This is a genomic window from Corynebacterium epidermidicanis (assembly GCF_001021025.1).
Lineage (GTDB): Bacteria > Actinomycetota > Actinomycetes > Mycobacteriales > Mycobacteriaceae > Corynebacterium > Corynebacterium epidermidicanis.
The window spans coordinates 1103079-1129244 of the sequence record NZ_CP011541.1; the positions used below are offsets into that span (position 1 = coordinate 1103079).

A 26166-nucleotide genomic window follows, 5' to 3' on the forward strand; every position below is an offset into this window, starting at 1 on the left:
AGTGAAAGAAGTGGTCTAGTGAAGTTGTTGAGTCCGAATCGTTTCGCGGCGTTGGCGCTGGTGGCGGCGGCCATGATTTTGCTGGTCGTTGGGTTTCAGACGGTGTCGTTTAATAACACGTCGACCGCCGATGGTGTCGACGTAGGTACGGTCGCCGTTGACGACATCCCGCCGATTGCCGAGAGTGCCGCGGTGGAGATGGTGATTCCCGCGTTGAATATGCGCGCCGACTTTGAGGCCAATTCGTGCCGCTTTAAGAACGGCGCCATTGATCCCGCGACCATGGACAAAGCCTGCATCTACACTGCGCCAGATCGGCCTTACACATTGCCGGGGACGTCCGCGCCCGACCTTGCAGTAATTGCCGGGCATACTGGTGCGGGTGTTCCGGGGGTCTTTAATGTGCTTTACGACGGCGCGGCGGACAAGCACCGCGTAAGCGTCGGTGACCAGCTCTTTGTCCGCACCGTGGAATCTGGGGATCGCTGGTTGGTATATACCGCTACCGATCTGCATGCGCCGGAGAAGGCGACGTTAGGGGAAGATGTCGCTGTGTGGGGCGACGCGCCAATGCCAGGGAGGTTGCTCACTATCAGCTGCGTCCAGCCAGCTAATCCGCTTGCTGCTTCGGTGAAGAATGCCGTGGTGGGGTGGCAGTTTGCTGGGGTGTCTACCCGGGGTGCTGCGGGGGATGGGATTTCGCTCGATCGACCCGCAACGGAAATTCCGGCGTTGCCTGCGAGCGTGGTGAATGCGCCTCGCGCTACTCGATAGCCCACAACGGGTGCGGTTTGCTGTAGCGACACGCTTTCAATAGAAGATTTACCGATTTGTTACATAAAGTTTTCTTGCGGTTTTGTAGCGGTTTGAACTGGGTGTTTGCAGAATCCCGTTGGTGTAACTCGTTCGAGATTGATATTTAAATCATTAAAAACGGCTGACATTCTGGGACTGATGTTATTCAATGAGTCTCGTGGTGCTGAAGTGGTCAGCGCCGAAGGAAACAAAGGAGACTCTTCATGAAGCATGTTGTTAAGGCAGCCTCTGCGCTTGCGCTCTCTGGTGTACTGACTCTCGGCGCCATGCCAACCGCGGTGGCCCAGGCGCCGGCCGCGCCATCGGCGGCCAAGTTGAATGTGACTGGAGAATGCTCGTCACAGTTTCAGGCAAGCATTAACCAGTACAATTCGGCCACTACTGACGCTGAGCGCCAAACGGCAATGGCTCAGGTTCAGGCTGATCTCGAGGCATCGAAGTTGACCCATCCAGGTTGTGGGTTCGAAGCAGAAGCAGCAGTCTCGACAACCAGTGAAGCAACTCCAACGGAATCGGTAACCAGCGAGACGCCAGCTGTTGAGACTCCAGCAGCGGGTGAAGATGCTGCATTGCCGGGATCGCTTGCGATCTCTGGCGAGTGTCCGTCACAGCTGCAAGTCACGATCAATCAGTACAACGCAGCCAAGGATGATGCAGAGCGTAAGGAGGCTTACGCACAAGCTGCCCAAATCGTTGAAGATGCCAAGCTTACCCACCCTGACTGCAAGGTAGTAGTCCAGAAAGCGGACAAGAACAACAAGTATCTCCCGGGTGCCATCCTGCTCGGTGTTGGCGCGCTTGGAGCGCTCGCACTGGGTGCCGGTGGATCCTCCCAGGGCTCCTCTCAAGCCGGTAATGGCGCTGAGCCAGGTGCTGCGAAGCCGGAAGCCGCGAAGACAGGTACTGCTGAAGCTGCAAAGCCAGGGGCTGGGAATCCGGGCGCTGCTGCGCCTCAGAAGGGAATCGATCCAAAGGGTGCGCCTGCTAAGGGTACGGAAGCTAAGGCTGCGGAAGCTAAGGCTGCCCGCGGTGCCATGGCTCAAACCGGCAACAATGCGGTTGCGATGACGCTTGCGGCACTAGTTGCTCTAGCAATTGCTGGCGCGGGTGTATTTGTGGCCCGTCGCAACCGTGCATAACAACTGCTAACTCCATCTAGGGCTTAGGTCCCGACATCCAACTGGGTGTCGGGGCCTTTTGCGTAGCAAAAAGGCCACCTACCCCCGGATTGGGGTAATCGTGCTATGGCTAACAATCGTTCAAAGTGTATGGTAACCTGCATCAATGTGGCCAATGTTACTAATGTGACTGTTGTGACTGAAGTGAAAAATGTTCCTAAAGTGGCGTGAGGGGCTAATGTATTTCCTGTGAAGTCGATAGACCACACGTCACCAGTTTCAAACAATGTCGAAAATGCGTGACCACTTGTTAACTATTTCGTTTTTGAGAGGTTCAAATAATATGAAGCGCATCGTCACTTCGATCTCCGCTGTTGCAATGGCTGGCGTCATGTCTGTCGCAGTTCTTCCAGCAGCTTCTGCTCAATCCACGCCGTCGGCCCTGCAGTGTGCGATCGCTGCAGTTCCAGACGCTGTAAAGATCTCTATCGCCGCAGACGCGGCCGACGGCCGTATCGACGCCAAGTTGGATGCCGCAACTGCTGCAGCTGTTTACAAGTGCTTCGGTGGCAGCATCTCCATCGCTGGATTTGATGCTGCTGCGGAAGTTAACGGCAACGGCAACGATGCAGCTGGCGGTAATGCCAAGGCTGAAGCTCAGGCATCGGGCCTGTCTTCTGATTCCAATAAGAACAATGGCAACGGTGCAGCCGCCGTGGCTGGTTCTGCACTTTCTTCTGAGCTTGCTAAGCAGGCTACTGGCAATGGTGCAGCTGGCTCGTCTGCAAGCGGAGAGACGAACGCTAACGGCACCACCACCGGCAACGCTAACGGTACGACGACCGCTAACGGCACGACGACCGGCAACGGCACCGCCACCGGAGAAGGCAAGGCTGAGGCCAATGCGACTTCCTCAGAGAACTACGGTTCTTCTGGAAACGCGGCTTTCAAGATTCTCGGCGACGAAAATGCCAACAAGGCACTGATTATCGCCGGCACCACGCTGGGTTTGGTGGGCTTGGGTGGCCTGCTTTCCTCTGGCTCCCTGGGATCTTCCGCAAATGGCTCCAAGACCTCTGAGAAGCCTTCGGATACCCCTAAGCACCCAGATGCTCAGAAGCCTCGCGATGAGAAGAGCGGAAACGGTGCATCCGGCGCTAACTCCGGAAACGGTGCTGTTCAGGCTGATAAGAACAAGGACAGTGTCAAGGGCGTCAAGGCAAACCGAGGCATGCTCGCTGCAACCGGCTCGAACACGGTTGCTCAGCTGCTCGTTGGCCTGGTTGCAATCGCACTGCTGGGAGCTGCAGTCGCAGTACGTCGCAAGTTCAACTAAGTCAAGCTAAACCCCGAGGGCTGCTTCCCAAGTGATCCGTGAGGATCGCCGGAGGCAGCTTTTGCATTGTGTAAGTCAGTGCAGAATGAGGCGAACCGCGAGGAAAACCATCAGGCAGCCAATCGCGAAATTTACGCGTCGCCACATTTCCGGCTGGGATAGTGGTCCGGATAGCTTCAGTGCGCCATAGCCCAAAGCGGGGAACCAAACGCAACTTGCTAGCAATGCACCCGCAGAGAAGACCCAGCGCAATTGGGAGCCGTATTGATTCGCAATACCACCGAGCATGACGAGGGTGTCCACATAAGCTGCCGGATTTAACCAGGTAAAGGTCAATGCAGCCAATACTGGGGCTTTCCATGATGCTGCTACGGGGCGCGCTTTGGTAAGTGTTGCGGTGCTGACGCTGTTACCGGCGTCGAAAAGCTCTTCAGGCACCGGGGCTGCTTCATCGACGGTGAGCGCCTGGGAACGACGGGCGTCGCGGAAGCAGGTGTAGCCAAAGAAGAGTAGGTAAGCGACGCCGAGCCACTTCAGAACGACCAGGAACGCAGGTGCTTTGTCTACCAGAACGCCCACTCCGGCGGTGCCCCCGAGGATCAACAGGACGTCGGAAAGCAGGCAGACGATGAGGATTGGGGTAACGGGTTCTCGTTTGATTCCTTGTTTTAATATCAGAGCATTTTGGGGGCCAATTGCAATGATCAGTGATAGTCCCATCAGAAAGCCGCTCAGAAAAATGCTCATAGTAGGTATTGTGCGACACATGATGGGTTAAGGAAAGTTGGGAGAATTTAGGATACGTTAGACTATCTTCATGAATCAGACGCACTTGGCCACGCTGCTGGCTGTTTTGGAGGAAGGCAGCTTTGATGCTGCAGCTGATGTTCTGGGGATTTCGCCGTCTGCGGTAAGCCAACGTATCAAGGCCCTGGAAAGCGATATTGGGCGAGTGCTGGTGCGTCGCAGCAGCCCGGTCGTGGCAACAGAGTCCGGCGAAGTGCTGGCCCAGGCAGCGCGACGGATGGCGCTGCTGCAAGCAGAAACGGATGTGGCGCTGCGTCGGACGATCGCGCGAGTGCCATTATCGATTGCTATTAATGCTGATTCGCTTGCCACCTGGTTCCAGCCGGTGTTTAGCGAGGTCGCCAAGTGGGATAACGCCACCCTGCGGCTGCGCATCGAAGATGAATCGAGGTCGATGATGCTGCTGCGCCGCGGCGACTGTCTGGGGGCAATCACCACGGAAGCCACCGCAGTGCAAGGCTGCGAAGTTAGGCACCTCGGCGTGTTGCGCTACCGCGCGATGGCCAGCCCCGCTTTGCGGGATGCCTACACCGATCGCACCGGAACTATCGATTGGGCGCACATGCCGACGCTTCGTTACGGCCCCAATGACAAGCTACAAACCAACGATCTCGACGGGCGACTCGAAGGTAAGCCTGTCAATCGGCGAGTGTCCGAAATTCCCTCATCAGAAGCATTTCTGGAAGCCGCCCGTCGGGGCCTGGGGTGGGCGCTGGTGGCGGAACTGCAAGGTAGAGAATTGGTCGAATCCGGAGACCTGGTGCTTCTCGACGACATCGTGAGCGATGTGCATCTTTATTGGCAATACTGGCGCTTGGAATCGACCATGCTGCATGATTTGACCGCCGCAGTGGTCACTGCGGCGGCCGAGGCGCTGGATTAGTGAACAGCCGGTGGCTGTTCCGATTCCGGGACTGGTCCTGGAGCGGTGCTACCCGGAGCAAACGGCTGGCCTGGTAGCCGATCGCGGTCGTGCGGGGTGAGCAAATCAGCCATTCGTGGGCCCTTTGGGATCACGCGGGTGGGGTTGATTTCGGTGTGGGTTCCGTAATAGTGGGCCTTGACCTGATCAAGGTCAGTGGTGTCACCGAAACCCGGGGTCTGGAACAGATCGCGGAGGTAGCCCCACAGATTAGGCATGTCCTTGATCATGTTGCGGTTGCACTTAAAGTGTGAGAAATAGCAGGCGTCGAAGCGCACCAGGGTAGGGAAGAGACGTACGTCTGCCTCGGTGATGTGGTCTCCGACCAGGTAACGGCGGGTGCTCAAGCGTTCCTCGAGCCAGTCGAGCGCGGTGAAAAGGCGATCGTAGGCCTTGCCATATGCTTCTTGAGTTCCGGCGAAGCCACAGCGGTACACGCCGTTGTTCACCTCAGTGAAAACCCGTTTGTTGACCGCATCGATTTCCTCACGTAGTTCCTCAGGGTAGAGGTCTGGCGCGCCCTCGCGGTGGAATTGCTTCCATTCGCTGTTGAAATCAAGCGTGATCGACGCGTAGTCGTTGGTGACGACCTGCTTAGTTTCAATGTCCACGATCGCAGGGACAGTGATGCCACGAGGATAGTTGGGGAAGCGGTTGAAATATGCTTCTTGCAGTCGAGGGATCTGCAATACTGGGTCAAGTCCGCCTTCATCAAGTTGGAAGTTCCAAGAGCGCACATCGTGGATGGGGTGCGCCAAACCTAGGGAAATGACATTTTCCAAGCCCATGAGGCGACGCACGATAAGTGTACGGTGTGCCCACGGACATGCCCTAGCTGCGATAAGTCGGTATTTTCCAGCCGCTACTGGCCACAACTCTGCTGAATCGGCGCGGTCAGGATCCTGTCGGGTGCGCTCGGATACACTAGCGACGATTCGGTCTTCGATGTAGTTGGTGTCTCGAACAAATTCGCCGTCCGGTGAGGCATTGCGGGCATCTCCGGCCCAGTCGGCGAACAGTGCTTCATTCTCATTGTAATTTTTCATGATACGTCAACAATATTCCTTTGTTTGACGGAAAACAAGCAGATTTGGTAACAGCTTGGTTGAAAAAGCACCAACAAGACGTGTTCCTCACCGCTGTTGTGAGCGAACTCGCCTAGCCTGGTGGGCATGAACAACCCAAATAAGCCAGATCGTGCCAATGCAGACAGCCTCGACGGCCTCAGCGATGTCCCAACCTACAACAGCGCCAGCGGACAGACCTCGAACGTGTATCAACGAGCCGGGAGGAGCGCGCCGCAAAGCATCGAGCCTCAGTCACAGCACCCAGAGACGTCACGCTTGTTTGAAGTTCGCGAAGAGACGGTAAGTCTGCCAAAAGAACCAGCGCAGGCTGAACCAACTGTGACGGACATGCCGGCCCAACAAATCATGCCGGAGCCTACGTACACGTCCCCAGTCGCAGCAGCGCCTGTCGTCCCAACGACGGCCACCTCAGAGTACGAAGAAGAGGTGGAAAAGCCACTCGACCACCGGCGTGGCACGATGGATTTTGGTCTCTTTATTATCCGTTTGGTAGCCGGCCTCGTGTTGCTGTGGTCGGGTGTGCGAACCTTCTTCGAGCTGGGCGGGGCACCGGGACTCAACGGCCTGAAAGCTGAGTTCGGGGATTATGCGCTTCCGGATCTGCTGAGCATCGCTGTCCCATCGATGCAGCTGGCTGCCGGCGTTTTCTTGCTGCTCGGCCTGCTTACTCCGGTAGCGGCTGCCCTGGCAACGGTGGTCACCGCCTTTAACATGCTGCATGCCGTCGCACAGCAAGACAACTTCTCGGTGACGAACGCCAATGACAGCGTAATCCTTGCGCTGGTGATGCTGGCACTCGCTCTCGGCCTGCAATTCACCGGCCCAGGTCGGGTCTCCCTCGACGTTAACCGCAGTTGGGCACGCCGTCCGCTGGCATCGTCCTGGATCCTAGCGATCCTCGGCATCGCAGGCGCGGTAGCCCTGTGGTGGTTCGGCGCAGGAGTCAACCCACTGAGCTAACAATTACGACCTTCGTTAGTGCCCCGGTGCCACCTCCCCGTGCACCGGGGTTTTTCTTAACGCAAAATACATGGCAATTAACACGGCGAACGCCATCCAGGTGTAACCAGAAAGCACGAGCTTTTGGAAGAAAGTCATGGTGAAGGACTCATCGCCAAGGTCACCATAGAACCACAACGGTTTGATCTGCAGGCAAAACAGCGACACCAGTGATGCCGATAGGCCAATGAGCACGGGATAGCCGTCCGTAGACAGCCAGCGGAAAATGAGCACCAAGGCAACTAGAGGCAACCAGACCCAGTGATGGGACCAAGAAATCGGGGAGATCAACAGCATCAAAAGGGCGTTGACTAAGGCGGCGTCCACGACCATTTGGCGGCGAAGCATCATTGCCATGAGCACTGCGCATCCCGCTATGGTCACCAAGGAGAGGACGAACCAGATGGCGTCGATAAGGCCTTGGTGGGTGACGGCGTCGGAGGGGGAGCTGAGCCAGCGGGTCACCATGCCTTTGATCGACTGGTTGGAGATGTAGGCGGTGCTTACACCAGCGTCTTTGGTGGAATTCATCTTGAAGACAACGTCGGTGTAGTACCGGATCGTGTCCTGGAGACGGAAGCAAGCGGTTAGCCCGGTGGCAAGCAGCATTGATGCCGCGGCGACGAAAATGGCCCGGTACTTGCGATTGAGGAGGAAGAACAGGCACATTACCAAAGGGGTGAGCTTAATCGCAGCGGCGAGGCCAATGAAGGTACCTTGGGGAAGGAACCGGCGGCGTGGTACAAGGTCGAGCACGCACAACGCCATGACCACCACGTTGATCTGTCCGAAAGAGGCGTTCAGAGTTTGTGGTTCCGAAAGCAGCGCGAACGGCCAGACCAATGCTGCGATAGCGAAAGCCTCAAGATGTCGGCCCAGCGGAACCAGCGCGCGAGCCACAAAAAGAATGCACATGAGGGTCAGCAAGCCAGAAAGCACGATCATGCTGGTGGCAGCGAGATCTTCGGACAAATAATGAAACGGGGTCAGTAGGAAGGCGCCAAACGGCGGGTAAATGAATGGCAGCTGAATACCGGCGACCGGGAAAGGGCGCGAATACAGCGACTCATTGTCGAGGAAGGCATTCGCCCCCGCGCGATAGACCTCCATGTCGATATGGAGGTCCCATTCGTGAACTAAGGAGCGCAGCTGCCACCAACCGGACAAGAGGCCAGTGACAGTGATGATCCAAAGCACTGAGGTAGGCAGGTGAAGCTTGACCTGCGTGTACTCAGATGTGTGAAAACTCGTGGGCATGCCCACAAATATTAGTCGATTCGCCGCACCGCGCCCTTATCAGCCGACGTTGCCAAAGCCGCGTAGGCGCGCAAGGCCCGGCTGACAGTCCGCTCCCGGTTGCGTGGCTGCCACGGCTTGTCGCTCGCCGCCATCGCTTCTCGACGCCGCTCGAGCTCATCCTCTGGTACTGCAACGCTCAACTCGCGGGTATGCACATCGATGGTGATCAGATCGCCATCCTCGATCAGCGCAATCGTGCCTCCGTGGGCTGCTTCCGGGCTGATGTGTCCGACCGAAAGGCCCGAAGACCCGCCGGAGAAGCGGCCATCCGTGATCAGCGCACACTTCTTGCCCAAACCAGCACCCTTGAGGAATGCGGTAGGGTGCAGCATTTCCTGCATCCCCGGGCCACCCGACGGACCCTCGTAACGCACAACGAGAACCTCGCCCGGCTGGATCGTCTTGTTGAGAATGACGGAGACTGCCTCTTCTTGAGACTCGACCACGCGGGCAGGGCCGGTGAAACGCCACAGATCTTCATCGACACCAGCAGCTTTGATGATGGCGCCGTCCTCTGCGACATTGCCGCGCAATACAGCAAGGCCCCCATCCTTGGTGTAAGCATGCGCAACCGAACGGATACAGCCATGCTCGGCATCAGTGTCGAGGCTATCCCAACGATTATCAGTGGAAAAGGCCTCGGTGGTGCGCACGCCACCGGGAGCCGCATGGAAAAGCTCGAGTGCCGCTGCACTTGGCTGAGCTGCACGGATATCCCAGGTTTCCAACCATTCGGTCAACGAAGGGGAATGGACCGCGTGCACTTCAGTGTTGAGGAGATCGGCGCGGTAGAGCTCGCCCAGGATCGCCGGGATCCCGCCCGCGCGATGGACGTCTTCCATGTGGTAGTCCGAGTTGGGGGACACCTTTGCCAGGCAGCCGACGCGCTTGGACAGGGCGTCGATATCTGCCAGACCGAAGTCCAACTCGGCTTCCTGAGCCGCTGCCAAGATATGGAGCACGGTGTTGGTGGAGCCGCCCATCGCCATGTCCAGCGCCATGGCATTTTCGAACGCGGGCTTGGAGGCAATGTTGCGTGGCAAGACTGACTCGTCACCATCGCGGTAATAGCGGGTAGCCAGCTCGACAATTGTCCGGCCAGCTTCCTCGAACAGGCGACGACGCGCAGAATGGGTAGCCAAAGTTGAGCCATTACCAGGCAGGGAGAGCCCCAGGGCTTCGGTGAGGCAGTTCATGGAGTTTGCCGTGAACATTCCCGAGCAGGAACCGCAGGTCGGACACGCGGAACGTTCGACCTCATTGAGCCCATCTTCGGTCACCGCGTCCGAGGCGGAGGCCGAAATGGCGGTAACCAAATCCGTCGGAGCATGCGCGACACCGTCTACAACCACGGCCTTGCCTGCTTCCATTGGACCACCGGAGACGAAAACGACCGGAATGTTGAGCCGGAGCGCCGCGTTGAGCATTCCGGGAGTGATCTTGTCACAGTTAGAAATGCACACCAATGCGTCCGCAGTATGCGCGTTGACCATGTATTCCACTGAATCGGCGATGATCTCGCGCGATGGGAGCGAATACAACATGCCACCGTGTCCCATGGCGATGCCATCGTCGACGGCAATGGTGTGGAATTCGCGCGCGACGCCGCCAGCTGCGGTGATAGCTTCGGCGACAATATCGCCGACATTCTTCAAGTGCACGTGGCCTGGGACAAACTGGGTGTATGAGTTCGCGATGGCAATAATAGGTTTGCCAAAATCACTGTCGCCCATACCGGTGGCACGCCAGAGCGCGCGAGCGCCTGCAGCATTGCGTCCGACGGTGGTTACTCGAGATCGAAGTGGAAACATGGGCTGGTCCTAACGGGAGTTAAGGAGCTAGCTTTCTTCGGCTTCTTTCAATACTTGTCGACCGTCACGGTGAATGATGACGACCTTCTTGTTGGCAGCTTCTTTGCCGGCGCTGAGCGCGTCGACAATGCGACCGTCGGAAGCTTCGCTGAGCTTCGGCAACGAATTGAAAGTGATACCAGGAAGTGCAAACTCGGTGTTGTCTTTGGCGCGGGCAAAGGTCTTGCTGCCGCCGAATCGGATGCCGGCGAAATCTTCCCAAGTGACCTGGCGTGGGCGGTGGAAAGCATAGTGCGCGGTGATCCCGGAGTTGTCCACTACGGTCTTGGATTTCACAACCCAATACGTAAAGAGGACTGGCAACAAGAGAATCCAACCGAGCTTCAGTGGCGCGACACCGATGACGAGCAGCGAGATCATTCCCATGACCACGGCGCCGATCAGGTGGGTGCGGTCGGTGGCGAAGGTCGTTGCTGCACTAGCTTGTGGCTTGGCAGCTGGGGCAGAGGACGATGAACTCATAGCCGACATTGTAGGCAAGTGCCGGCCCCGAAACGTAATTGTACCGGCACAGGCGTACTCAAAAGGGAAGTTCCGATCGTCAAATGCGAATCACCAGGTACCGGGTTGCTGAAGCAGTGTGGTTACCCCCGGATGGAAAAAATACGTGGATCGGATCACTTTATGCAATGGGTTGTGTATTATCGAAGCCATGAACATTATTCGACTTGTACTCGTAACCTCACGGCGCTTGCCGTAGGCGACGCTACAAGTCGACCCCGCAAGCGCCCTCGACAGCACACACAAGTGCTGGCCGGGGGCTTTTGCTTTAGATTGCCCACCCGCAACAAACGAAAAGTAAGACTTTCTTGACTTGTTCGATGTCATCGCTGCTACCGCCACCCCTGGTAACTGAGGAGACAAGAACTAAGTGTTGAACTTTGATTAGGGAGTGAAGAAGTTGTGACACAGCCAGGAGCGAAGCAGGAGGCCGCCGGGCCTAACCCAGCGATGCTGGCGAGCCTTGCCAAGGCCCAGCGAGTAAACCAGCCAGAAGTAATGACGGGCGCGCAAGCAATCGTACGGTCTTTGGAAGAGCTCGGCACTGATGTCGTGTTCGGTATTCCCGGCGGAGCTGTGCTCCCGCTGTACGATCCGATCTACCACTCCACGAAGCTGCGTCACGTCCTCGCGCGGCACGAGCAGGGGGCCGGACATGCGGCCACCGGCTATGCGCAAGCCACCGGAAAAGTCGGGGTGTGTATCGCCACCTCCGGCCCCGGCGCCACCAACCTGGTCACCCCGCTTGCCGACGCCAACCTGGATTCCGTACCCCTCGTAGCCATTACCGGGCAGGTGGGAGCCAATTTATTGGGAACGGATGCGTTTCAGGAAGCGGACATCCGCGGGATCACCCTGCCTGTCACCAAGCACAATTTCATGGTGACTGATCCGAACCAGATCCCGGCGGCAATGGCGGAGGCCTTCCATTTGGCGTCGACAGGCCGGCCGGGAGCGGTGTTGGTGGACGTGCCGAAGAATGTTCAGGAGGCGCGCTGTGAGTTTAGTTGGCCGCCGGTGATTGACCTGCCAGGATACCGGCCGGTCACTACTCCGCACCCGAAGCAAATCGACGAAGCCGTCAATTTGATTACCCAGGCTCGTCAGCCGGTGTTGTATGTCGGTGGCGGCGTCATTAAGGCGGATGCGAGCGCAGAGCTCATTGAGTTCGCGGAGCTCACCAGCATCCCCGTGGTGACCACCTTGATGGCGTTGGGTGGTTTCCCTGCGTCGCACCCGCAGTTCCTGGGCATGCCGGGCATGCACGGCACCGTGCCTGCCGTGGGAGCGCTGCAGGAATCGGACCTCATCATCGCCGTCGGTGCGCGCTTTGATGACCGGGTAACTGGGCATGTGGCTTCCTTTGCTCCCAATGCGCAGGTGATCCATGCCGATATCGACCCGGCTGAAATCGGCAAGATTCGGGAAGTTGCGGTTCCGATCGTCGGCGATGCGCGCGAAGTGCTACGCGCGTTAATCGATGCCTACCGCGATAAGGGCGTGCCTGCGCCGGAAACCACACACTGGTGGAAGTTCATTAACAATCTGCGCACGCGTTTCCCACGCGGTTATGAGCCACAATCTGACGGCAAGCTATCACCGCAGTTTGTCATCGAGACGCTGTCGCAAACAGTTGGTCCGGATGCGATCTACTGCGCTGGAGTGGGACAGCATCAGATGTGGTCCGCACAGTTTGTGGATTTTGAGCATCCGCGTACCTGGCTGAACTCCGGTGGTTTGGGCACGATGGGCTACGCCGTCCCCGCCGCTATGGGTGCCAAGGCTGGCCGGCCTGACAAGGAAGTGTGGGCCATCGACGGCGATGGTTGCTTCCAGATGACCAACCAGGAACTCGTGACCTGCGCGGTCGAGGGCTTCCCGGTGAAGATCGCATTGATCAACAATGGCAACCTCGGCATGGTTCGACAGTGGCAAACCCTGTTCTACGAGGGGCGTTACTCCAACACCCGCCTGGGGCACGACACCGGCTACCTGCCGGATTTCGTGCGACTGGCCGAGGCGATGGGGTGTGTGGGGTTGCGCGTGACCAAGGAAGAAGATGTCATTCCGGCGATCAAGCAAGCCCAGGCGATTAACGATCGTCCGGTGGTCATCGACTTTGTCGTTGGCGAGGATGCCCAGGTGTGGCCGATGGTGGCAGCTGGTAAGTCGAACTCGGAAATCCAGTACGCGTTGGGGTTGAGCCCGGAATTTGATGTCGAGGCGCCGGTCAGCCCGGCAGAAATGGAGCAGCAGCGATGAGCATGACTAATCAGGCAGCGGGCGTCGAAAAGCGGCATACTCTTTCGGTGCTGGTGCAGGATGTAGACGGTATCACCTCGCGCATCGCCGGCATGTTCACCCGGCGCGGCTTCACGATGTATTCTTTCAGCTCCGCGCGGACCGAACACGAAAACATCAACCGCATCACCATCGTCGTGTACGGCGACGAGGTAGTAGTAGAGCAGATCACCAAGCAGCTCAACAAGCTTGTCGACGTGCTCAAGGTGGTGCGCCTAGATGAGGAGTCCACGATCGCCCGGGCCATGTTGCTGGTCAAGGTGAACGCCGACAACACCACGCGTCCGCACGTGGTCGATGCGGCCAACATTTTCCGCGCGCGCATTGTCGACGTCGCGCCGGAATCGGTGGTCATCGAAGCAACCGGCACTCCAGGCAAGCTCAGCGCTTTGTTGGATGTCCTAGAGCCATTCGGCATCCGGGAGTTTATCCACTCCGGTGAGATTGCCGTGGGGCGTGGTCCGAAGACCATGACCCCGCAGAAGAACTCATAAGATATATCAATTCATTTTTGAAAGGACAATTCCCATGGCTATCGAACTTTTTTATGACGACGACGCTGACCTGAGCATCATCCAGGGACGAAAAGTGGCCATCATCGGCTACGGCTCCCAGGGGCACGCCCACGCCCAGAACCTGCGGGATTCTGGTGTCGAGGTTGTCATTGGTCTGCGCGAAGGCTCCGGTTCGGCCGCTGAGGCGCAGGAGGCTGGATTTGAAGTCAAGTCCAACGCCGAGGCTGCGGCGTGGGCAGATGTGATCATGCTGCTGGCTCCGGATACGTCGCAGGCAACAATCTTCACTGAAGATCTCGCGCCAAACCTGAAGGACGGCGACGCGCTTTTCTTCGGACATGGCCTAAACATCCACTTCGGCCTGATCACCCCGCCACAGGGAGTCACCATCGGTATGGTTGCACCAAAGGGGCCCGGCCACCTGGTTCGACGCCAGTTTGTCGACGGCAAGGGCGTTCCATGCCTGATCGCAGTCGACCAAGATCCTCGTGGCGAGGGCCGCGACCTCACGCTGTCCTACGCGGCTGCCATTGGTGGCGCCCGCGCAGGTGTCATCCCTACGACCTTCAAGGACGAGACCGAAACGGACCTATTTGGTGAGCAGGCTGTGCTCTGTGGCGGTGCCGAGGAACTCATCAAGGCTGGCTTCGACGTCCTAGTCGAGGCCGGCTACGAGCCCGAAATGGCCTACTTCGAGTGCCTTCACGAGATGAAGCTGATCGTGGACCTGATGTTCGAGGGTGGCCTGTCCGCTATGAACAAATCAATCTCCGACACCGCCGAATTCGGCGGCTACCTCTCGGGCCCGCGCATTATCGATGCCCGCGTCAAGGAATCCATGCGCGAAGTTCTGCGGGATATCCAGGATGGAACCTTTACCAAGCGCCTGGTAGCCAATGTTGAGGGTGGCAACAAGGAATTGGAGCAACTGCGGGCAGAGACCGCAGGGCACCCAATTGAGGCCACCGGGGAAAAGCTGCGCGGTTTGATGTCCTGGGTGAAGTAATCTGCGCGTGACGACCGTACCCACCTATAGTTGATCTATACGTTTCTTCGTAGTCGTCTATAGGAAAGGTTGTGCCTTGCGGAGGTTTTCAGGTCTCCCCGTGCTAGCTACTATCGCTTGTTCCGCCCTAGTGCTAGCCGGGTGTCAAGGCTCTCAGCCGCCAGCACCTGACTCGGAACATGCTTTGGGTAATGAAGCTCGAGCGAACCAAGCGATAACCGTGTCGGAAAGATTCGCACGCCAGCCAGAGGTGCTGCGCGATGAGGACGGCTCCGGCGTTGAGGTAGCCACGCGAGTTTTCGAACACTCGGAAACTCTCGTGGTTAGTGATCCAACGCCCGGGGCACAATTGCGCGCAGCGTCCATTGCCGTCGCGGCCCATGCCCCGATGGTGGTGTCGCATTCGGCCAATAACTCGGCGATTCAAGAGGCGGTATCCCGCCTGAAAGTCAACACCGTGCTGCTGGTGGGGGATCCAGCTTTGCAAGATTTCGGTGCGACAAAGGTGGTACGCGACCCCGGTACTGAACAGGGGCTCACGCAGCTAACAGCCTCGAAGTTCAATTCGGTGGAAACCACGGAGCCGGTAAAAAGCCTGGCTCAACTCCAAGCCAACCAGCCGGTGCTGCTCCGGCACCCGGACTGGAACCTGCCCGAACGTGGCGATACGCCAGCCGATAATTTCCCCTTCCAAAGCGTGCAAGACGGTGGTTCCGCTCCGGTGGTGGTGGTCACGGAGGAATCTTCGCTAGCTTCGGTTGCTTCCGCGAAGGCTTTCGGGGCTCAGGTGCGGTACTTGTCTTATCCGGACCCCCGCGTCGATGACAAGGCTATGGAAGCGGTCGCGGGGCTCAGTGAAGCCCCGCTGCTTGCGCTCGGGCGCCAATTCGGTGATAGCGCGACTTTGCAGCGTCGGATACAAATGGGCGAGAAGATCACCCAGCAGCAACCCGGAGGCGGCGGTTTGGTCTTCCCTGGGCGACGCATTGTGGCGTTGTATGGGCACCCCAGTGGCCCGGCTCTTGGCGCAATGGGGGAGCAGCCACCGGCGGAGGCGGTCGCGCGGGTCAAGGATCTGGCCGCCCAGTATCAACACCATTCGGCTGAGCCTGTTGTCCCGGCTTTTGAAGTCATTGCGACGGTGGCGTCGGGCGGTCCCGGCGCGGACGGCGACTTTAGTAATGAGTCGGATCCGCAGGAGTTGGTGCCGTATATCGACGCCATCACCCAGGCTGGTGGCTACGCGATTTTGGATCTTCAACCTGGTCGAGCATCGTTGTTGCAGCAGGCACAGCGCTACGAAGAATTGTTGAAGCGGCCGAATGTAGGTTTGGCCCTGGATCCGGAGTGGAAGATCGGGCCGTCGGAAAGGCCCATGCAGCGGGTGGGCAGCGCGGAGGCGGCCGAAATCAACGAGGTTTCGGATTGGCTGGCCACGCTTACGCGCGAGAACAAGTTGCCGCAAAAGGCGTTTGTGCTGCACCAATTCCAGTTGCAAATGATCCGTGACCGGGAGCAGCTCAATCTTTCGCATGACGAGCTGGCATTTGTGTTGCATATCGATGGGCATGGCTCGACGGGTGACAAGTTTGCTACTTGGGACACAATGCGGGAGGGGCTTGATCCGCGGTTCTTCCTGGCATGGAAGAACTTCATCGACGAGGACAAGCCGATGTTTAATCCGGAGCGCACGATGAACGAGGTGCGTCCGCGGCCGTGGTTGGTGACGTACCAGTAGCTGGCGCTGACGGGTGGTAAATTTTTATCAACACTGAAAAGTTTACATCAATTAGTATATTTTCTAGTGGTTTGCGCTAGAGATATGCAAATTATGCAAAGTTTTGGCTAGGATATTCAGAAGTTGCCATCGTCGCAAGGTGTGCAACCCGCTTTGTCCCGGCGCGGTCGTGCCTGGGCCTGGCGGCGGAATACTCATCATCAGGAGATGATCACGTGAGCTCGAATGCCCGTCCTGTAGTCCTCATCGCAGATAAGCTAGCCCCGTCCACTGTGGACGCCTTGGGTGAAGGTGTGGAAGTTCGTTGGGTTGACGGTCCGAATCGAGCTGAATTGTTGGCCGCTGTGCCGGAGGCAGACGCCCTTTTGGTGCGTTCGGCCACCACGGTGGACAAGGAAGTTCTGGACGCAGCCAAGAACTTGAAGATTGTTGGTCGTGCCGGTGTTGGCCTCGACAACGTCGATATTGCCTCCGCCACCGAGCGTGGCGTCATGGTGTGCAACGCCCCGACCTCGAACATTCACTCCGCATGTGAACATGCGATTTCGCTGCTGCTCGCCACTGCCCGCCAGATTCCGGCGGCGGACGCCACCCTGCGCGACGGGGAATGGAAGCGTTCGGCGTTTAAAGGCGTGGAAATTTTCGGCAAGACCGTCGGCATCGTCGGCTTCGGCCATATCGGTCAGCTGTTTGCTCAGCGTCTCAAGGCGTTTGAAACCACTCTGATTGCATATGATCCGTACGCAAATCCGGCGCGGGCGGCGCAATTGGGTGTCGAGCTAGTGGAGCTGGAAGAGCTCATGGCGCGCGCTGACTTCGTCACGATTCACCTGCCCAAGACGAAGGAAACCGCCGGCATGTTCAACGCTGAGCTGCTGGGGAAGGCCAAGCCAGGCCAGATCATCGTCAACGCTGCTCGCGGTGGCCTTGTCGACGAACAGGCCCTGGCTGACGCAATCAAGTCCGGGCAAATCCGGGGAGCCGGCTTTGATGTCTTCGCTACGGAGCCATGCACGGATTCGCCGTTGTTTGGTTTGCCTGAGGTCGTGGTGACCCCGCACTTGGGTGCGTCTACAGAAGAGGCACAAGACCGCGCGGGGACCGATGTGGCAGCGTCCGTGCTCAAGGCGCTCTCGGGAGAATTCGTAGCAGATGCAGTGAACGTATCTGGCGGTCGCGTTGGTGAAGAAGTGGGCCGTTGGATGGAATTGACCCGCAAGCTCGGCTTGGCGGTGGGGCACCTGCTCGATGGCGCTCCAACTCGCCTGGAAGTAGAAGCGCGAGGCGAGCTGTCTACGGAGGATGTCGAGGTCCTCGGCCTTTCTGCCTTGCGTGGCCTCTTTACTGGTATCACGGACCAGCCAGTGACCTTTGTCAATGCACCGAAGATCGCGGAAGAACGTGGGGTGGAATTGGAGGTGTTGACCAATTCTGAGTCCGCTACCCACCGTTCTGATGTGGTGGTGCGTGCATTTAGTGGAGACGGCAGCAAGGCGACGGTCGTGGGTGCGTTGACCGGCGTGAATCGCCAAGACAAGATCGTTCGCATCAATGGCCGTAGCTTGGACATGCGGGCGCAGGGCCAAAATATCTTCATGTTCTACGAAGATAAGCCGGGCGCGATCGGACAAGTTGGTACGATGTTAGGCGCGCACAACATCAACATCGAGGCGGCCGCCATGTCCCTGCATGACGACGGCGGCGCGATCCTAGTGTTGCGGGTTAATCAGGAAGTGTCCGCTGATCTGCTGGATAACGTGGCGGCGCAGTTGGGTGCAAAGAAGTTCCAATTGTTCTTGGATTAGCGTTCGAGAAAGGTTGGTTCGTGTTCACCACAGATTTTCGCCAAACCGTAGGTACTTTTCCTTCCGGGGTGACTGTGGTGACCACGCACGATCCGGGTTCTACTACCTTGCAACACTTGCAGGTGGGGAGCTTCATCGGGGTGTCCGTGCTTTCCGACGGGCAATTGGAGCTAGCTCAGCGTTTTGCACGTCGTGGGGTGGACAAGTTCGCGGATACCTTTGTGCACCGAGTCGCTGATGGGGTGCCGATCTTGGACGGGGCTTCCGCTTTGTTCGTGGGGAAGGTGCAGGCGCATCATTTGGGTGGGGATCACACCATTTTGACTGTGTTGGTGGAAAAAATGGGCCACGAAGAGGCGGCGCGGACACTGTTGTATCAGCGTGGTTCGCTGCGGGAATGGCCGATTTAGCTCACTCCCAGGCTTGCTAATGAAAAAAGTTGCCATTAATGTGGCTGCTTATGAAAACGACTCCTGTTACCGTGCTTAGTGGCTTCCTGGGGACGGGGAAAACCACGCTGCTCAACCATCTGCTCGCCAATCGGCAAGGGCGCAAGATCGCCGTCATTGTCAATGACTTCTCGGAAGTTAATATCGATGCCGCGCTGATCGCCGGGGAAGGTCAGTTGACCAGGGGTGAGGATCGCTTTGTTGAGCTGTCCAATGGTTGCATCTGCTGCACTCTGCGCGAGGACTTGGTGGAATCCGTGGCCAAGCTGGCGCGCGCCGGCAAGTATGAGCACATCGTCATTGAATCCACCGGAATCTCTGAGCCGATGCCGGTTGCAGCGACTTTTGATTGGCAATTTGAGGACGGTTTTCGCCTCGGGGACCTGGCGCACATTGACACGATGGTCTCTCTGGTCGATGCATCTTCGTTTTTGTCGATGCTGAAGAAAGGGACGAAACTCGCGGAGGCAGACCGCTCAGCCGACGAGGACGACGAGCGCACCGTCTCTGACCTCTTGGTAGATCAAGTTGAGTTTGCGGACCTGCTGTTGATCACTAAATCGGACCTCGTTTCGGCCGAGGAGCTGGAAAAAGTTCAACTCGCGCTTACCGCGCTTAATCCGCGGGCTCGCCAGGAAGTGGTTGTTGCGGGGGAGATTGATCCAGCCCTCGTTCTCGACGCTCACCTTTACGATGAAGCCACCGCTCGGGCCTGTGAAGGTTTCTATGATGAGTTGGCTAACCCGCACGCGCCCGAAACTGAAGAATATGGGATTTCCTCAGTGGTGTTCCGTAGCGATCGGCCGTTTAGCAAACAGCGCCTGCTGCAGGCCCTGCGTGCGACAAGGGGATTGGTCCGGTCTAAAGGATTTTGTTGGCTGGACAATGATGTCACGGTGGTGCACGCCTGGCAGCAGGCGGGACCCAACCTGCGCATCCAGCCGGCGGCGCTGTGGGCCAGTGTAGATATGCGTCCCGGGAGCGAAATTGTCCTGATCGGCGTGGGTTTTGATGCTGACCGCACGCTGGAGCTATTTGCCGACGCAGTGCTGACCGACCAGGAGGTGGCCTCCATACTGGGGTAGCGACGCAAGGGGCATGCTACACTCACCCTAATCCCGTTAAGCGAGAAAGGTGTCCCACATGTTGAAACTTGCTGTTATTGGCGGCGACGGCATCGGCCCAGAAGTAACCGCCGAAGCACTCAAAATCCTGCAGCATGTCCGCGACGACATGAGCGTAACCGATTTCGACCTCGGCGCTCGTCGCTTTCTCACCAACGGCGAGCTGCTTACCGACGCCGACCTGGCCAGCCTACGCGAACACGACGCAATTCTGCTCGGTGCGATCGGTGCTCCGGGCGCGGTCGCCCCAGGAATCCTGGAACGCGGTCTGCTGCTCAAGCTGCGTTTTGAGCTGGATCACCATGTTAACTTGCGTCCGGCAAAGCGCTACGGGACGTCGAAAAGCCCCTTGGCGGAGCCGGGCGAGATCGACTTTGTCGTGGTGCGCGAGGGGACCGAAGGGCTGTACTGTGGCAACGGCGGAGTCTTGCGGCGGGGCACCCCGCAGGAAGTTGCGAGCGAGGTCAGCCAGAACACCCGCTTCGGGGTTGAGCGGGTGGTCCGGGATGCGTTCGCTCGGGCGCAGTCGCGGCGAGGACATCTCACCTTGGTGCACAAGACGAATGTGCTGGTCAACGCTGGGGACCTGTGGCAGCGCACCGTCAACGAGGTGGCTGCGGAATTCCCTGATGTGACCGTTGACTATCAGCATATCGATGCCGCTACGATCTATCTGGTCACTGACCCGGGGCGCTACGACGTGATCGTCACAGACAATCTGTTCGGCGACATTCTCACCGACTTGGCGGGCGCGGTGACCGGCGGAATTGGCCTGGCGGCGAGTGGAAATATCGACGCTACCGGCACGAACCCTTCGATGTTTGAACCAGTGCATGGTTCGGCGCCGGACATTGCCGGCCGCGGAATTGCGGATCCTACCGCGGCGATCTTGTCGGCTGCGATGCTGCTCCGTCATGTCGGTGATGATACCAATGCGCAACGCATTGAGGATGCCGTCACCGCAGATGTGGAAGCCCGTACCGCAGAAAGTAGTACAAAAACTACCGAAATTGGAGATCGGATCCTCGCCAGGATCTAAAGTATGAGCCATGACATTAGAGCTCGAGGCGATCACTGACTTCCTCGCCCAGGAACTGCCGTTTTCCCACCTCCCAGCGGCAGCTCTGGCTACCCTGCCACAACACATGGACATGGTGTACGCTAAGCGTGAGACGGTGCTCATCGAAACCGGACAGCCCAACGACTTCCTCTACATCATCCGGTCCGGAGCCATCGATGTCCTCGATTCCGAGGGCGGATTGCTGGACCGACGGGGAGTGGGCAGCACCTTCGGCTACTCGACACTCAACGGGTTGAACGCCAGCAACTATCGCATGGTCGCAGTCGAGGACAGCCTGCTGCTGCGACTGCCTCGCGCGGAGTTCAACGCGCTCACCGATACCTATCCGTGGCTGGGCGCCCACTTTGCGGAACACTCCCAGCGCATCCGGGCCGTCGCCGATCAGCGCACGGACGACACCTCAGCTGCGGTTTTGCGCACGAAAGCTCGGGAGTTCCTCAACCCGGATCCAGCCGTGGCGGCGAAAGAAGACACGATCGGGCAAGCTGCAGCAGTGATGGAGGAAAAGAATTGCTCCGCGTTGCTCATCATGGATCAGGGGAGGCTTGCTGGCATCGTCACGGACCGCGACCTGCGCCGAATGGTCGCCACCGGTGTCAACAGTGGGGTGCCCGTTGCACAACTCATGACGCCACAGCCACGCACCATCGGCCCAGACACTTTTGCTTTTGAAGCGATGCTCGTTATGGCTGAGCTGGGCATTCACCACCTGCCGGTGTTGGACGGAAACGAGCTGTGCGGGGTGGTGTCGTCCGCCTCGATCGTAAGTTTGTTGCGCAACAACCCGATGTACCTCACCGCAGAGCTCTCCAAAGTCAACGAACCGGCAGACATGGCCGCCACCTTTGCTGCAGCCGAGGAAATCGCCGTGCGGCTCATCGAACGCGGCGCAACCTCGCAAGACGTGGCCGGACTACTCACCGTCGCGGCCGACGCCGTAGCCCGCCGCCTCCTGGCGCTAGCCGAGGAAAAGCTAGGGCCACCACCGGTGCCGTACTGCTTCGTGGTGGTGGGCTCCCAGGGACGTCGTGGCATGGGGTTGGCCTCCGATCAAGACAACTGCCTGGTCATTTCCGATGACTACCAGCCTGAGCACGACAGCTACTTCGCGCAGCTCTCCGAATTCGTCTGTCGTGGGCTTGATACCGCTGGTCAGGTGCTGTGCCCGGGGGACATGATGGCCATGAATCCAGCGTGGCGGATGACCACTAGCCAGTGGATTTCAACCTTCCGGCAATGGATCACCGCGCCCGAACCGGATGCCTTGCTGCACGCGCAGACCTTCTTCGACTTCCGTGGCATTCATGGCGAGACTTCCCTGGCTCAGGAAGTCCACCAGGCGGCCGTCGAGATGGCGCAGCATGCCCCGCGGTTGCATGCCCACCTTGCGGCGCTGGCGGCGCGTCGTGAACCACCACTGAGTTTCTTCCGCGGCTTCGTGGTCGAGCGCAGTGGCGAGTATGCGCAGACCCTGGATGTGAAGAAGGGTGGAACCGCGGCAGTGGTGCAGATGGCGCGTCTGTACGCGTTGGCGGCGGGGTGTCCGGAGGTGGGAACGGAGGAGCGTCTGCACGCGGCTGCGGGCAAGAGCGTTTCGGAGGGTGGCGCCCGAGATCTTGGCGACGCCTTGGAATTCTTACATAGTGTCTCTTTGCGCTGGCAGGCCGAGCAACTGCGCCGGGGCGAGCGCCCCAGCTACCACATTGACCCGAAGGAACTGTCCAAGAGCGACCGCGAGCGGCTGCGGGATTCCTTCCAGGTGATTAAGTCGATGCAAACCGCCTTGGCTACCAAATTCCCTGTTCGGAGCACCTAAGTGTTTGGTTTTGGGAAGAAGAAGTCCGCACGTGGCGCCCTCGCGGAGTATCTGGCGCAGCCGGCGGTGGACCGTGATACGGCCGTCGAGAAGCTGAACCTGTTAGCTGTGGACGTGGAGACGACGGGGCTGAAGGCGGGCCGCGACGCCCTGCTGTCGATCGGCTGGGTGCCGGTCACCGCGGGCGTGATCGAGCTGGCGGCCGCGCGCCACCATGTGCTGCAGACTGGGGCGGAAGTAGGACAGTCCGCCACCGTGCACGGGCTTACCGACGACCAGGTGGCCGCCGGCAGCGACCCCCGAGAAGCACTGGGAGAGTTTCTAGACGCCCTGCAAGGACGAATCGCCCTGGTGCACTACGCGCCAATAGAGCAGAATTTCCTCTCGCATGCGTGTAACCAGCACTTCGGTGCTCCGTTGAAACTTCCGGTCGTGGACACTTTCGCTCTCGAGCGACGCCACATGGAGCGCATGGGCACCTATCCGCGCGGCGAAGATCTCCGGCTGGGACGGGTCCGCGCCCGCTATGGCTTGCCGACGTACCGCAACCACAACGCGCTCACCGACGCGCTGGCCACCGCAGAGTTGTATTTGGCGTGGGCCGCTCGCTCCACCGCCCGCACCTTGAGAGACCTGCAGGTATAGCTGCTAGCTGACTCGAAAGCAACAATAAGTGACCAGTGCCATGTATGATTCCTGCTATGCGAATTGGACGAATTGCCACCCCTGAAGGAATGACCTTCTGTGTCTTCGACGACGAAGGAACCACCGCTAAGCAGATCTCCGGCCACCCATTTGAAGCCCCGCAGTACACCGGCAAGGAATGGCCTTTGACCGAGGTACGTCTGCTGGCTCCAATGCTGCCAGGCAAGATCGTCGCGCTGGGGCGTAACTACGCCGACCACGTTGCCGAGGTTTTCCAGAAGAGTGCTGAATCCCTGCCTCCGACCATCTTCATTAAGCCGTCTACTGCGGTGATTGGGCCAGGCGCGGCCATTAAGATCCCGGACTTTGCCACCAAGGTCGAATTTGAAGGCGAAGTGGGTATGGTCATTTCCAAGGCCTGCAAGAACGTCAAGGCGGAAGATTGGCAGGACTACATCCTGGGCTTTACCATCGTCAACGATGTTTCCTCCCGTGACCTGCAGTTCGCCGACGGCCAGTGGGCGCGCGCAAAGGGCATCGATACGTTTGCTCCGATGGGGCCGTGGATTGAAACTGATCTTTCCAAGTTCGAGTTCGACAATATCTCCATCAAGGCGCACCTCACCCACGACGGTGAAACCACCACGCCGCAGGACTCCAACTCCCACCAGATGATCAAGACTTTCGGTGAGATCCTGGAAATGATCACGGCGTCCATGACGCTCCTGCCTGGCGACGTCGTCATCACCGGCTCACCGGCTGGCACCAAGGAAATGGTTCCTGGCGACTTCATCGAGATTGAAGTCCAGGGCATCGGCAAGCTTGGCAACCCGATCGAGCGCGCTTAGGTCTACGACCTTCGCGAATTGAAAGACATAGAACCCGATAGTCTGGGCATAACAGCTGCTACTTGCCTAATTCTGGCGCAGTAGTGAACGCTTTGCTCCGACTATCGGGTTTTCATCTGTTTGGAATCCGGCGAAACTCTCGTCCCACCCAACTAATGAGTAACCCCGTCACCAAAAAGACCGCCATCTCGATGATCACTAACGGGTGACGGTTTTCCACGAGGGCTAACGCAGCCAGCACCAGGTGCCCGATGAGAATAAGTTTGGGTGTGATCACAGGTCGGGTGCCCCGGAGGGATGCGATGAACCAGTCGATGACCTTGCACAATAAGGTGAGCCCCAGCGAGATGAGTACCCCGGCCATGAGGTAGAGATAGAGCACGGTAACTCCCCACACTTCTTCGAAAGGGAACACATGAACCACGATTTCGAACAATTCTACGCATCCCAGGACCAGGTGTGGTCGGGCAATCCCAATGAGAACTTGGTCAATGCCCTCGGCGATGTGCCCCCGGGCACCGCGTTGGATATCGGGTGTGGCGAAGGTGCCGACGTGAAGTGGCTGCATGACCAGGGCTGGGTAGTTACCGGAATCGATCCCTCCGCGACCGCGATCGAACGCACCCGGGCGAAATGCCCGGAGGCCACCCTGCACGTGGGAACTTTCGAGGAACTCGAACTAGGCACCTATGACCTTATCGTCGCCTCCTACGTGCCGCTGGCCAAAGACGCAGGCAAAAAGCTCAAGGCCTGCCTCAATGACGGCGGAAAGCTAGTGTTACTGCACCACGAGTTCCCGCTGCACCAAGCACCCGAGGACTACCTGATGCCGCACAACGCTCATGAGCTGCTGGGCGGGGAGTGGGACATTAAAGTGACTAAGAAGCAGCGCAGCGTGCAGCATGGAAAAGGCAAGCACCACAAGGACGATCTGCTTCTAACAGCTACAGTCCGAGAGCACGCAAAATAGTTCGGAGTTTTGCGTCAGTTTCCGCCAACTCGGCGGAAGGGGAGGAGGACGCTACAATCCCGCCACCGGCCCAGGCGCGCGCGGTGAGCCCATCGGGCTCGACCTCTGCGCAGCGGATGGCCACCATGTATTCGCCATCACCTGAAGCGTCGCACCAGCCGACGGCGCCGGCGTAAAAGCCGCGTGGGGTTTCTACGGACTCGATGAGCGCTTCGGCGGCGTCGACAGGAGTTCCGCAAATAGCTGGCGTCGGGTGGACCAAAAGGGCTAGTTCCAGCGCAGTCATCTCGCGAGCGAGCGTGCCCACGATCGGCGTGGCCAGATGCCACATCTCATCGGTCTTGGTCAGCTCCGGCACGGTCGGGGCTGAAAGGGAGGAGCACACTGGCTCCAAAAGCCGTAGCAGGTGCTCAACCACGAAGCGGTGTTCCGCCAGGTCCTTGGTGCTGGCCTGTAAATCCGCGCCGGCCACGTGGTCGGCCACGGGATCAGCTGACCTGGGTGCGGAACCTGCAAGCGGGTAAGCCGTCACCGTGGAGCCTTGCAGCTTGATCAACACCTCCGGCGAACTGCCGACCAGAAATCCGCGGCCTACTGGTCCCAAATCTGCGATGAAGCCATCGAAATTGTGGGAATTGTCGATCAGCCGGGCCGCCACGAGGCGGGGGTCGACGGGCGTCGTAAAGCTAATGTCCACGGCGCGGGCCAGCACGACCTTTTCCAGCGCGGTGTTTTTGAGCGTTGCTACCGCGGCGGCGACGCGTTCTTCGTGCTCAGCAGGGTCAGGGTCGAAGCCGGTGATGGCAGCCGTGAGCTCTGAGCCGGGGCCGATGCGGTAGTAGGAGTGGGGTTCCAGTGGGCCGTCTTCACGAACGATCTTCTCAGGGACGGTCAGCGCAGCGGGGGCGCCCCGCAGGAAGGGCAGCGCGCCCACGACCATTTCTGCCTCGCCGTTCTTCAGTGCCGCGACGGCGTCCCAGGGGTCCGTGAAGGTGCGGATGCTGCCTTGGGTGCGGACCGAACCGTGCGTGCGGGAGAGCAAGAAATCGGGCGCGGTGGACGGGCGAGGGTTACTCATAGTTAGTCAAGCTTACTGGACTAGACTTGGGTG

At 58.7% G+C, this 26166-nt stretch carries 24 protein-coding genes; 17 read left to right on the forward strand and 7 right to left on the reverse strand.

What is annotated here, in order from left to right:
- Positions 1-18: 18 nt before the first annotated feature.
- From CEPID_RS05165 to CEPID_RS05175, 3 genes are all read left to right on the forward strand, one after another.
- On the forward strand, positions 19-774 hold the full coding sequence (locus CEPID_RS05165; RefSeq protein WP_201775212.1) for a sortase family protein: 756 nt from the start codon (positions 19-21) through the stop codon (positions 772-774).
- A gap of 245 nt (positions 775-1019) precedes the next feature.
- Positions 1020-1955, forward strand: coding sequence for an LPXTG cell wall anchor domain-containing protein (locus tag CEPID_RS05170; RefSeq protein WP_047240049.1), 936 nt, complete (start codon positions 1020-1022; stop codon positions 1953-1955).
- Between the two features lie 322 nt (positions 1956-2277).
- Positions 2278-3270, forward strand: coding sequence for an LPXTG cell wall anchor domain-containing protein (locus CEPID_RS05175; RefSeq protein ID WP_047240050.1), 993 nt, complete (start codon positions 2278-2280; stop codon positions 3268-3270).
- 75 nt (positions 3271-3345) lie between these two features.
- Here the strand turns inward: CEPID_RS05175 and CEPID_RS05180 are convergent, their stop codons facing one another.
- Entirely contained in the window at positions 3346-4017 is a 672-nt protein-coding gene (locus CEPID_RS05180) for a LysE/ArgO family amino acid transporter (protein WP_047240051.1), read from the reverse strand.
- A gap of 70 nt (positions 4018-4087) precedes the next feature.
- Here CEPID_RS05180 and CEPID_RS05185 point away from each other — a divergent pair, with 70 nt between their 5' ends.
- Entirely contained in the window at positions 4088-4960 is an 873-nt protein-coding gene (locus CEPID_RS05185; protein ID WP_047240052.1) for a LysR family transcriptional regulator ArgP, read from the forward strand.
- On the opposite strand, the gene CEPID_RS05190 is transcribed toward CEPID_RS05185, so the two are convergent.
- Complete coding sequence (locus CEPID_RS05190; protein ID WP_047240053.1) at positions 4957-6045, reverse strand: glutathione S-transferase family protein; 1089 nt, start codon at positions 6043-6045, stop codon at positions 4957-4959. The genes CEPID_RS05185 and CEPID_RS05190 overlap by 4 nt on opposite strands.
- 126 nt (positions 6046-6171) lie before the next feature.
- Here CEPID_RS05190 and CEPID_RS05195 point away from each other — a divergent pair, with 126 nt between their 5' ends.
- Positions 6172-7047: a DoxX family membrane protein gene (locus CEPID_RS05195; RefSeq protein ID WP_047240054.1), complete on the forward strand. Its 876-nt coding sequence runs from the start codon at positions 6172-6174 to the stop codon at positions 7045-7047.
- Between the two features lie 15 nt (positions 7048-7062).
- On the opposite strand, the gene CEPID_RS05200 is transcribed toward CEPID_RS05195, so the two are convergent.
- From CEPID_RS05200 to CEPID_RS05210, 3 genes are read right to left on the reverse strand one after another with little or no spacing between them, the layout of a single operon-like run.
- A complete protein-coding gene (locus CEPID_RS05200; protein ID WP_047240055.1) occupies positions 7063-8343 on the reverse strand; it encodes a glycosyltransferase family 87 protein in 1281 nt (426 codons plus the stop codon).
- Positions 8344-8354: 11 nt separating this feature from the next.
- Complete coding sequence (ilvD, locus tag CEPID_RS05205) at positions 8355-10196, reverse strand: dihydroxy-acid dehydratase (protein WP_047240056.1); 1842 nt, start codon at positions 10194-10196, stop codon at positions 8355-8357.
- Positions 10197-10223: 27 nt separating this feature from the next.
- Positions 10224-10718, reverse strand: a complete 495-nt coding sequence (locus CEPID_RS05210; protein WP_236684301.1) for a PH domain-containing protein — start codon at positions 10716-10718, stop codon at positions 10224-10226.
- A gap of 489 nt (positions 10719-11207) precedes the next feature.
- Here CEPID_RS05210 and CEPID_RS05215 point away from each other — a divergent pair, with 489 nt between their 5' ends.
- From CEPID_RS05215 to CEPID_RS05265, 11 genes are all read left to right on the forward strand, one after another.
- Positions 11208-13019 (forward strand): acetolactate synthase large subunit, encoded by a 1812-nt coding sequence (locus CEPID_RS05215; RefSeq protein ID WP_047241373.1) that lies wholly within the window; start codon positions 11208-11210, stop codon positions 13017-13019.
- A 2-nt stretch (positions 13020-13021) separates the two neighbouring features.
- On the forward strand, positions 13022-13552 hold the full coding sequence (gene ilvN / locus CEPID_RS05220) for an acetolactate synthase small subunit (RefSeq protein WP_047241374.1): 531 nt from the start codon (positions 13022-13024) through the stop codon (positions 13550-13552).
- 34 nt (positions 13553-13586) lie between these two features.
- Positions 13587-14579, forward strand: coding sequence for a ketol-acid reductoisomerase (gene ilvC / locus CEPID_RS05225; RefSeq protein ID WP_047240058.1), 993 nt, complete (start codon positions 13587-13589; stop codon positions 14577-14579).
- 220 nt (positions 14580-14799) lie between these two features.
- Positions 14800-16317, forward strand: coding sequence for an MBL fold metallo-hydrolase (locus tag CEPID_RS05230; RefSeq protein ID WP_236684302.1), 1518 nt, complete (start codon positions 14800-14802; stop codon positions 16315-16317).
- 215 nt (positions 16318-16532) lie between these two features.
- On the forward strand, positions 16533-18122 hold the full coding sequence (serA, locus tag CEPID_RS05235; RefSeq protein ID WP_047240060.1) for a phosphoglycerate dehydrogenase: 1590 nt from the start codon (positions 16533-16535) through the stop codon (positions 18120-18122).
- 20 nt (positions 18123-18142) lie between these two features.
- Positions 18143-18532, forward strand: coding sequence for a flavin reductase family protein (locus tag CEPID_RS05240; protein ID WP_047240061.1), 390 nt, complete (start codon positions 18143-18145; stop codon positions 18530-18532).
- A 50-nt stretch (positions 18533-18582) separates the two neighbouring features.
- On the forward strand, positions 18583-19656 hold the full coding sequence (locus CEPID_RS05245; protein WP_047241375.1) for a GTP-binding protein: 1074 nt from the start codon (positions 18583-18585) through the stop codon (positions 19654-19656).
- 61 nt (positions 19657-19717) lie between these two features.
- Complete coding sequence (locus CEPID_RS05250; RefSeq protein ID WP_047241376.1) at positions 19718-20734, forward strand: 3-isopropylmalate dehydrogenase; 1017 nt, start codon at positions 19718-19720, stop codon at positions 20732-20734.
- 10 nt (positions 20735-20744) lie between these two features.
- Complete coding sequence (locus CEPID_RS05255) at positions 20745-22592, forward strand: DUF294 nucleotidyltransferase-like domain-containing protein (protein WP_047240062.1); 1848 nt, start codon at positions 20745-20747, stop codon at positions 22590-22592.
- The gene (locus tag CEPID_RS05260; RefSeq protein WP_083984393.1) at positions 22593-23237 is read left to right on the forward strand and encodes an exonuclease domain-containing protein; all 645 of its coding nucleotides are present in this window, start codon (positions 22593-22595) and stop codon (positions 23235-23237) included.
- 56 nt (positions 23238-23293) lie between these two features.
- Complete coding sequence (locus CEPID_RS05265) at positions 23294-24085, forward strand: fumarylacetoacetate hydrolase family protein (RefSeq protein ID WP_047241378.1); 792 nt, start codon at positions 23294-23296, stop codon at positions 24083-24085.
- A gap of 112 nt (positions 24086-24197) precedes the next feature.
- Here CEPID_RS05265 and CEPID_RS05270 read toward each other — a convergent pair whose 3' ends face one another.
- The gene (locus CEPID_RS05270) at positions 24198-24500 is read right to left on the reverse strand and encodes a hypothetical protein (protein ID WP_047240063.1); all 303 of its coding nucleotides are present in this window, start codon (positions 24498-24500) and stop codon (positions 24198-24200) included.
- Between CEPID_RS05270 and CEPID_RS05275 the strand changes: the two genes are divergently transcribed.
- Positions 24501-25055, forward strand: coding sequence for a class I SAM-dependent methyltransferase (locus tag CEPID_RS05275; RefSeq protein ID WP_047240064.1), 555 nt, complete (start codon positions 24501-24503; stop codon positions 25053-25055).
- Here CEPID_RS05275 and CEPID_RS05280 read toward each other — a convergent pair.
- The gene (locus CEPID_RS05280) at positions 25030-26133 is read right to left on the reverse strand and encodes an isochorismate synthase (protein WP_047240065.1); all 1104 of its coding nucleotides are present in this window, start codon (positions 26131-26133) and stop codon (positions 25030-25032) included. The genes CEPID_RS05275 and CEPID_RS05280 overlap by 26 nt on opposite strands.
- Positions 26134-26166: the final 33 nt, after the last annotated feature.

Excerpts from the sequence above, each read along its gene's own strand:
- CEPID_RS05170 (WP_047240049.1), top strand. The coding sequence starts at position 1,020 with ATGAAGCATGTTGTTAAGGCAGCCTCTGCGCTTGCGCTCTCTGGTGTA.
- ilvD (WP_047240056.1), bottom strand. The coding sequence starts at position 10,196 with ATGTTTCCACTTCGATCTCGAGTAACCACCGTCGGACGCAATGCTGCA.
- CEPID_RS05215 (WP_047241373.1), top strand. The coding sequence starts at position 11,208 with ATGCTGGCGAGCCTTGCCAAGGCCCAGCGAGTAAACCAGCCAGAAGTA.
- CEPID_RS05265 (WP_047241378.1), top strand. The coding sequence starts at position 23,294 with ATGCGAATTGGACGAATTGCCACCCCTGAAGGAATGACCTTCTGTGTC.
- CEPID_RS05245 (WP_047241375.1), top strand. The coding sequence starts at position 18,583 with ATGAAAACGACTCCTGTTACCGTGCTTAGTGGCTTCCTGGGGACGGGG.
- CEPID_RS05210 (WP_236684301.1), bottom strand. The coding sequence starts at position 10,718 with ATGAGTTCATCGTCCTCTGCCCCAGCTGCCAAGCCACAAGCTAGTGCA.
- ilvN (WP_047241374.1), top strand. The coding sequence starts at position 13,022 with ATGACTAATCAGGCAGCGGGCGTCGAAAAGCGGCATACTCTTTCGGTG.
- CEPID_RS05255 (WP_047240062.1), top strand. The coding sequence starts at position 20,745 with ATGACATTAGAGCTCGAGGCGATCACTGACTTCCTCGCCCAGGAACTG.
- CEPID_RS05280 (WP_047240065.1), bottom strand. The coding sequence starts at position 26,133 with ATGAGTAACCCTCGCCCGTCCACCGCGCCCGATTTCTTGCTCTCCCGC.
- CEPID_RS05185 (WP_047240052.1), top strand. The coding sequence starts at position 4,088 with ATGAATCAGACGCACTTGGCCACGCTGCTGGCTGTTTTGGAGGAAGGC.
- ilvC (WP_047240058.1), top strand. The coding sequence starts at position 13,587 with ATGGCTATCGAACTTTTTTATGACGACGACGCTGACCTGAGCATCATC.
- CEPID_RS05195 (WP_047240054.1), top strand. The coding sequence starts at position 6,172 with ATGAACAACCCAAATAAGCCAGATCGTGCCAATGCAGACAGCCTCGAC.
- CEPID_RS05190 (WP_047240053.1), bottom strand. The coding sequence starts at position 6,045 with ATGAAAAATTACAATGAGAATGAAGCACTGTTCGCCGACTGGGCCGGA.
- CEPID_RS05200 (WP_047240055.1), bottom strand. The coding sequence starts at position 8,343 with ATGCCCACGAGTTTTCACACATCTGAGTACACGCAGGTCAAGCTTCAC.
- CEPID_RS05275 (WP_047240064.1), top strand. The coding sequence starts at position 24,501 with ATGAACCACGATTTCGAACAATTCTACGCATCCCAGGACCAGGTGTGG.
- CEPID_RS05180 (WP_047240051.1), bottom strand. The coding sequence starts at position 4,017 with ATGAGCATTTTTCTGAGCGGCTTTCTGATGGGACTATCACTGATCATT.
- CEPID_RS05175 (WP_047240050.1), top strand. The coding sequence starts at position 2,278 with ATGAAGCGCATCGTCACTTCGATCTCCGCTGTTGCAATGGCTGGCGTC.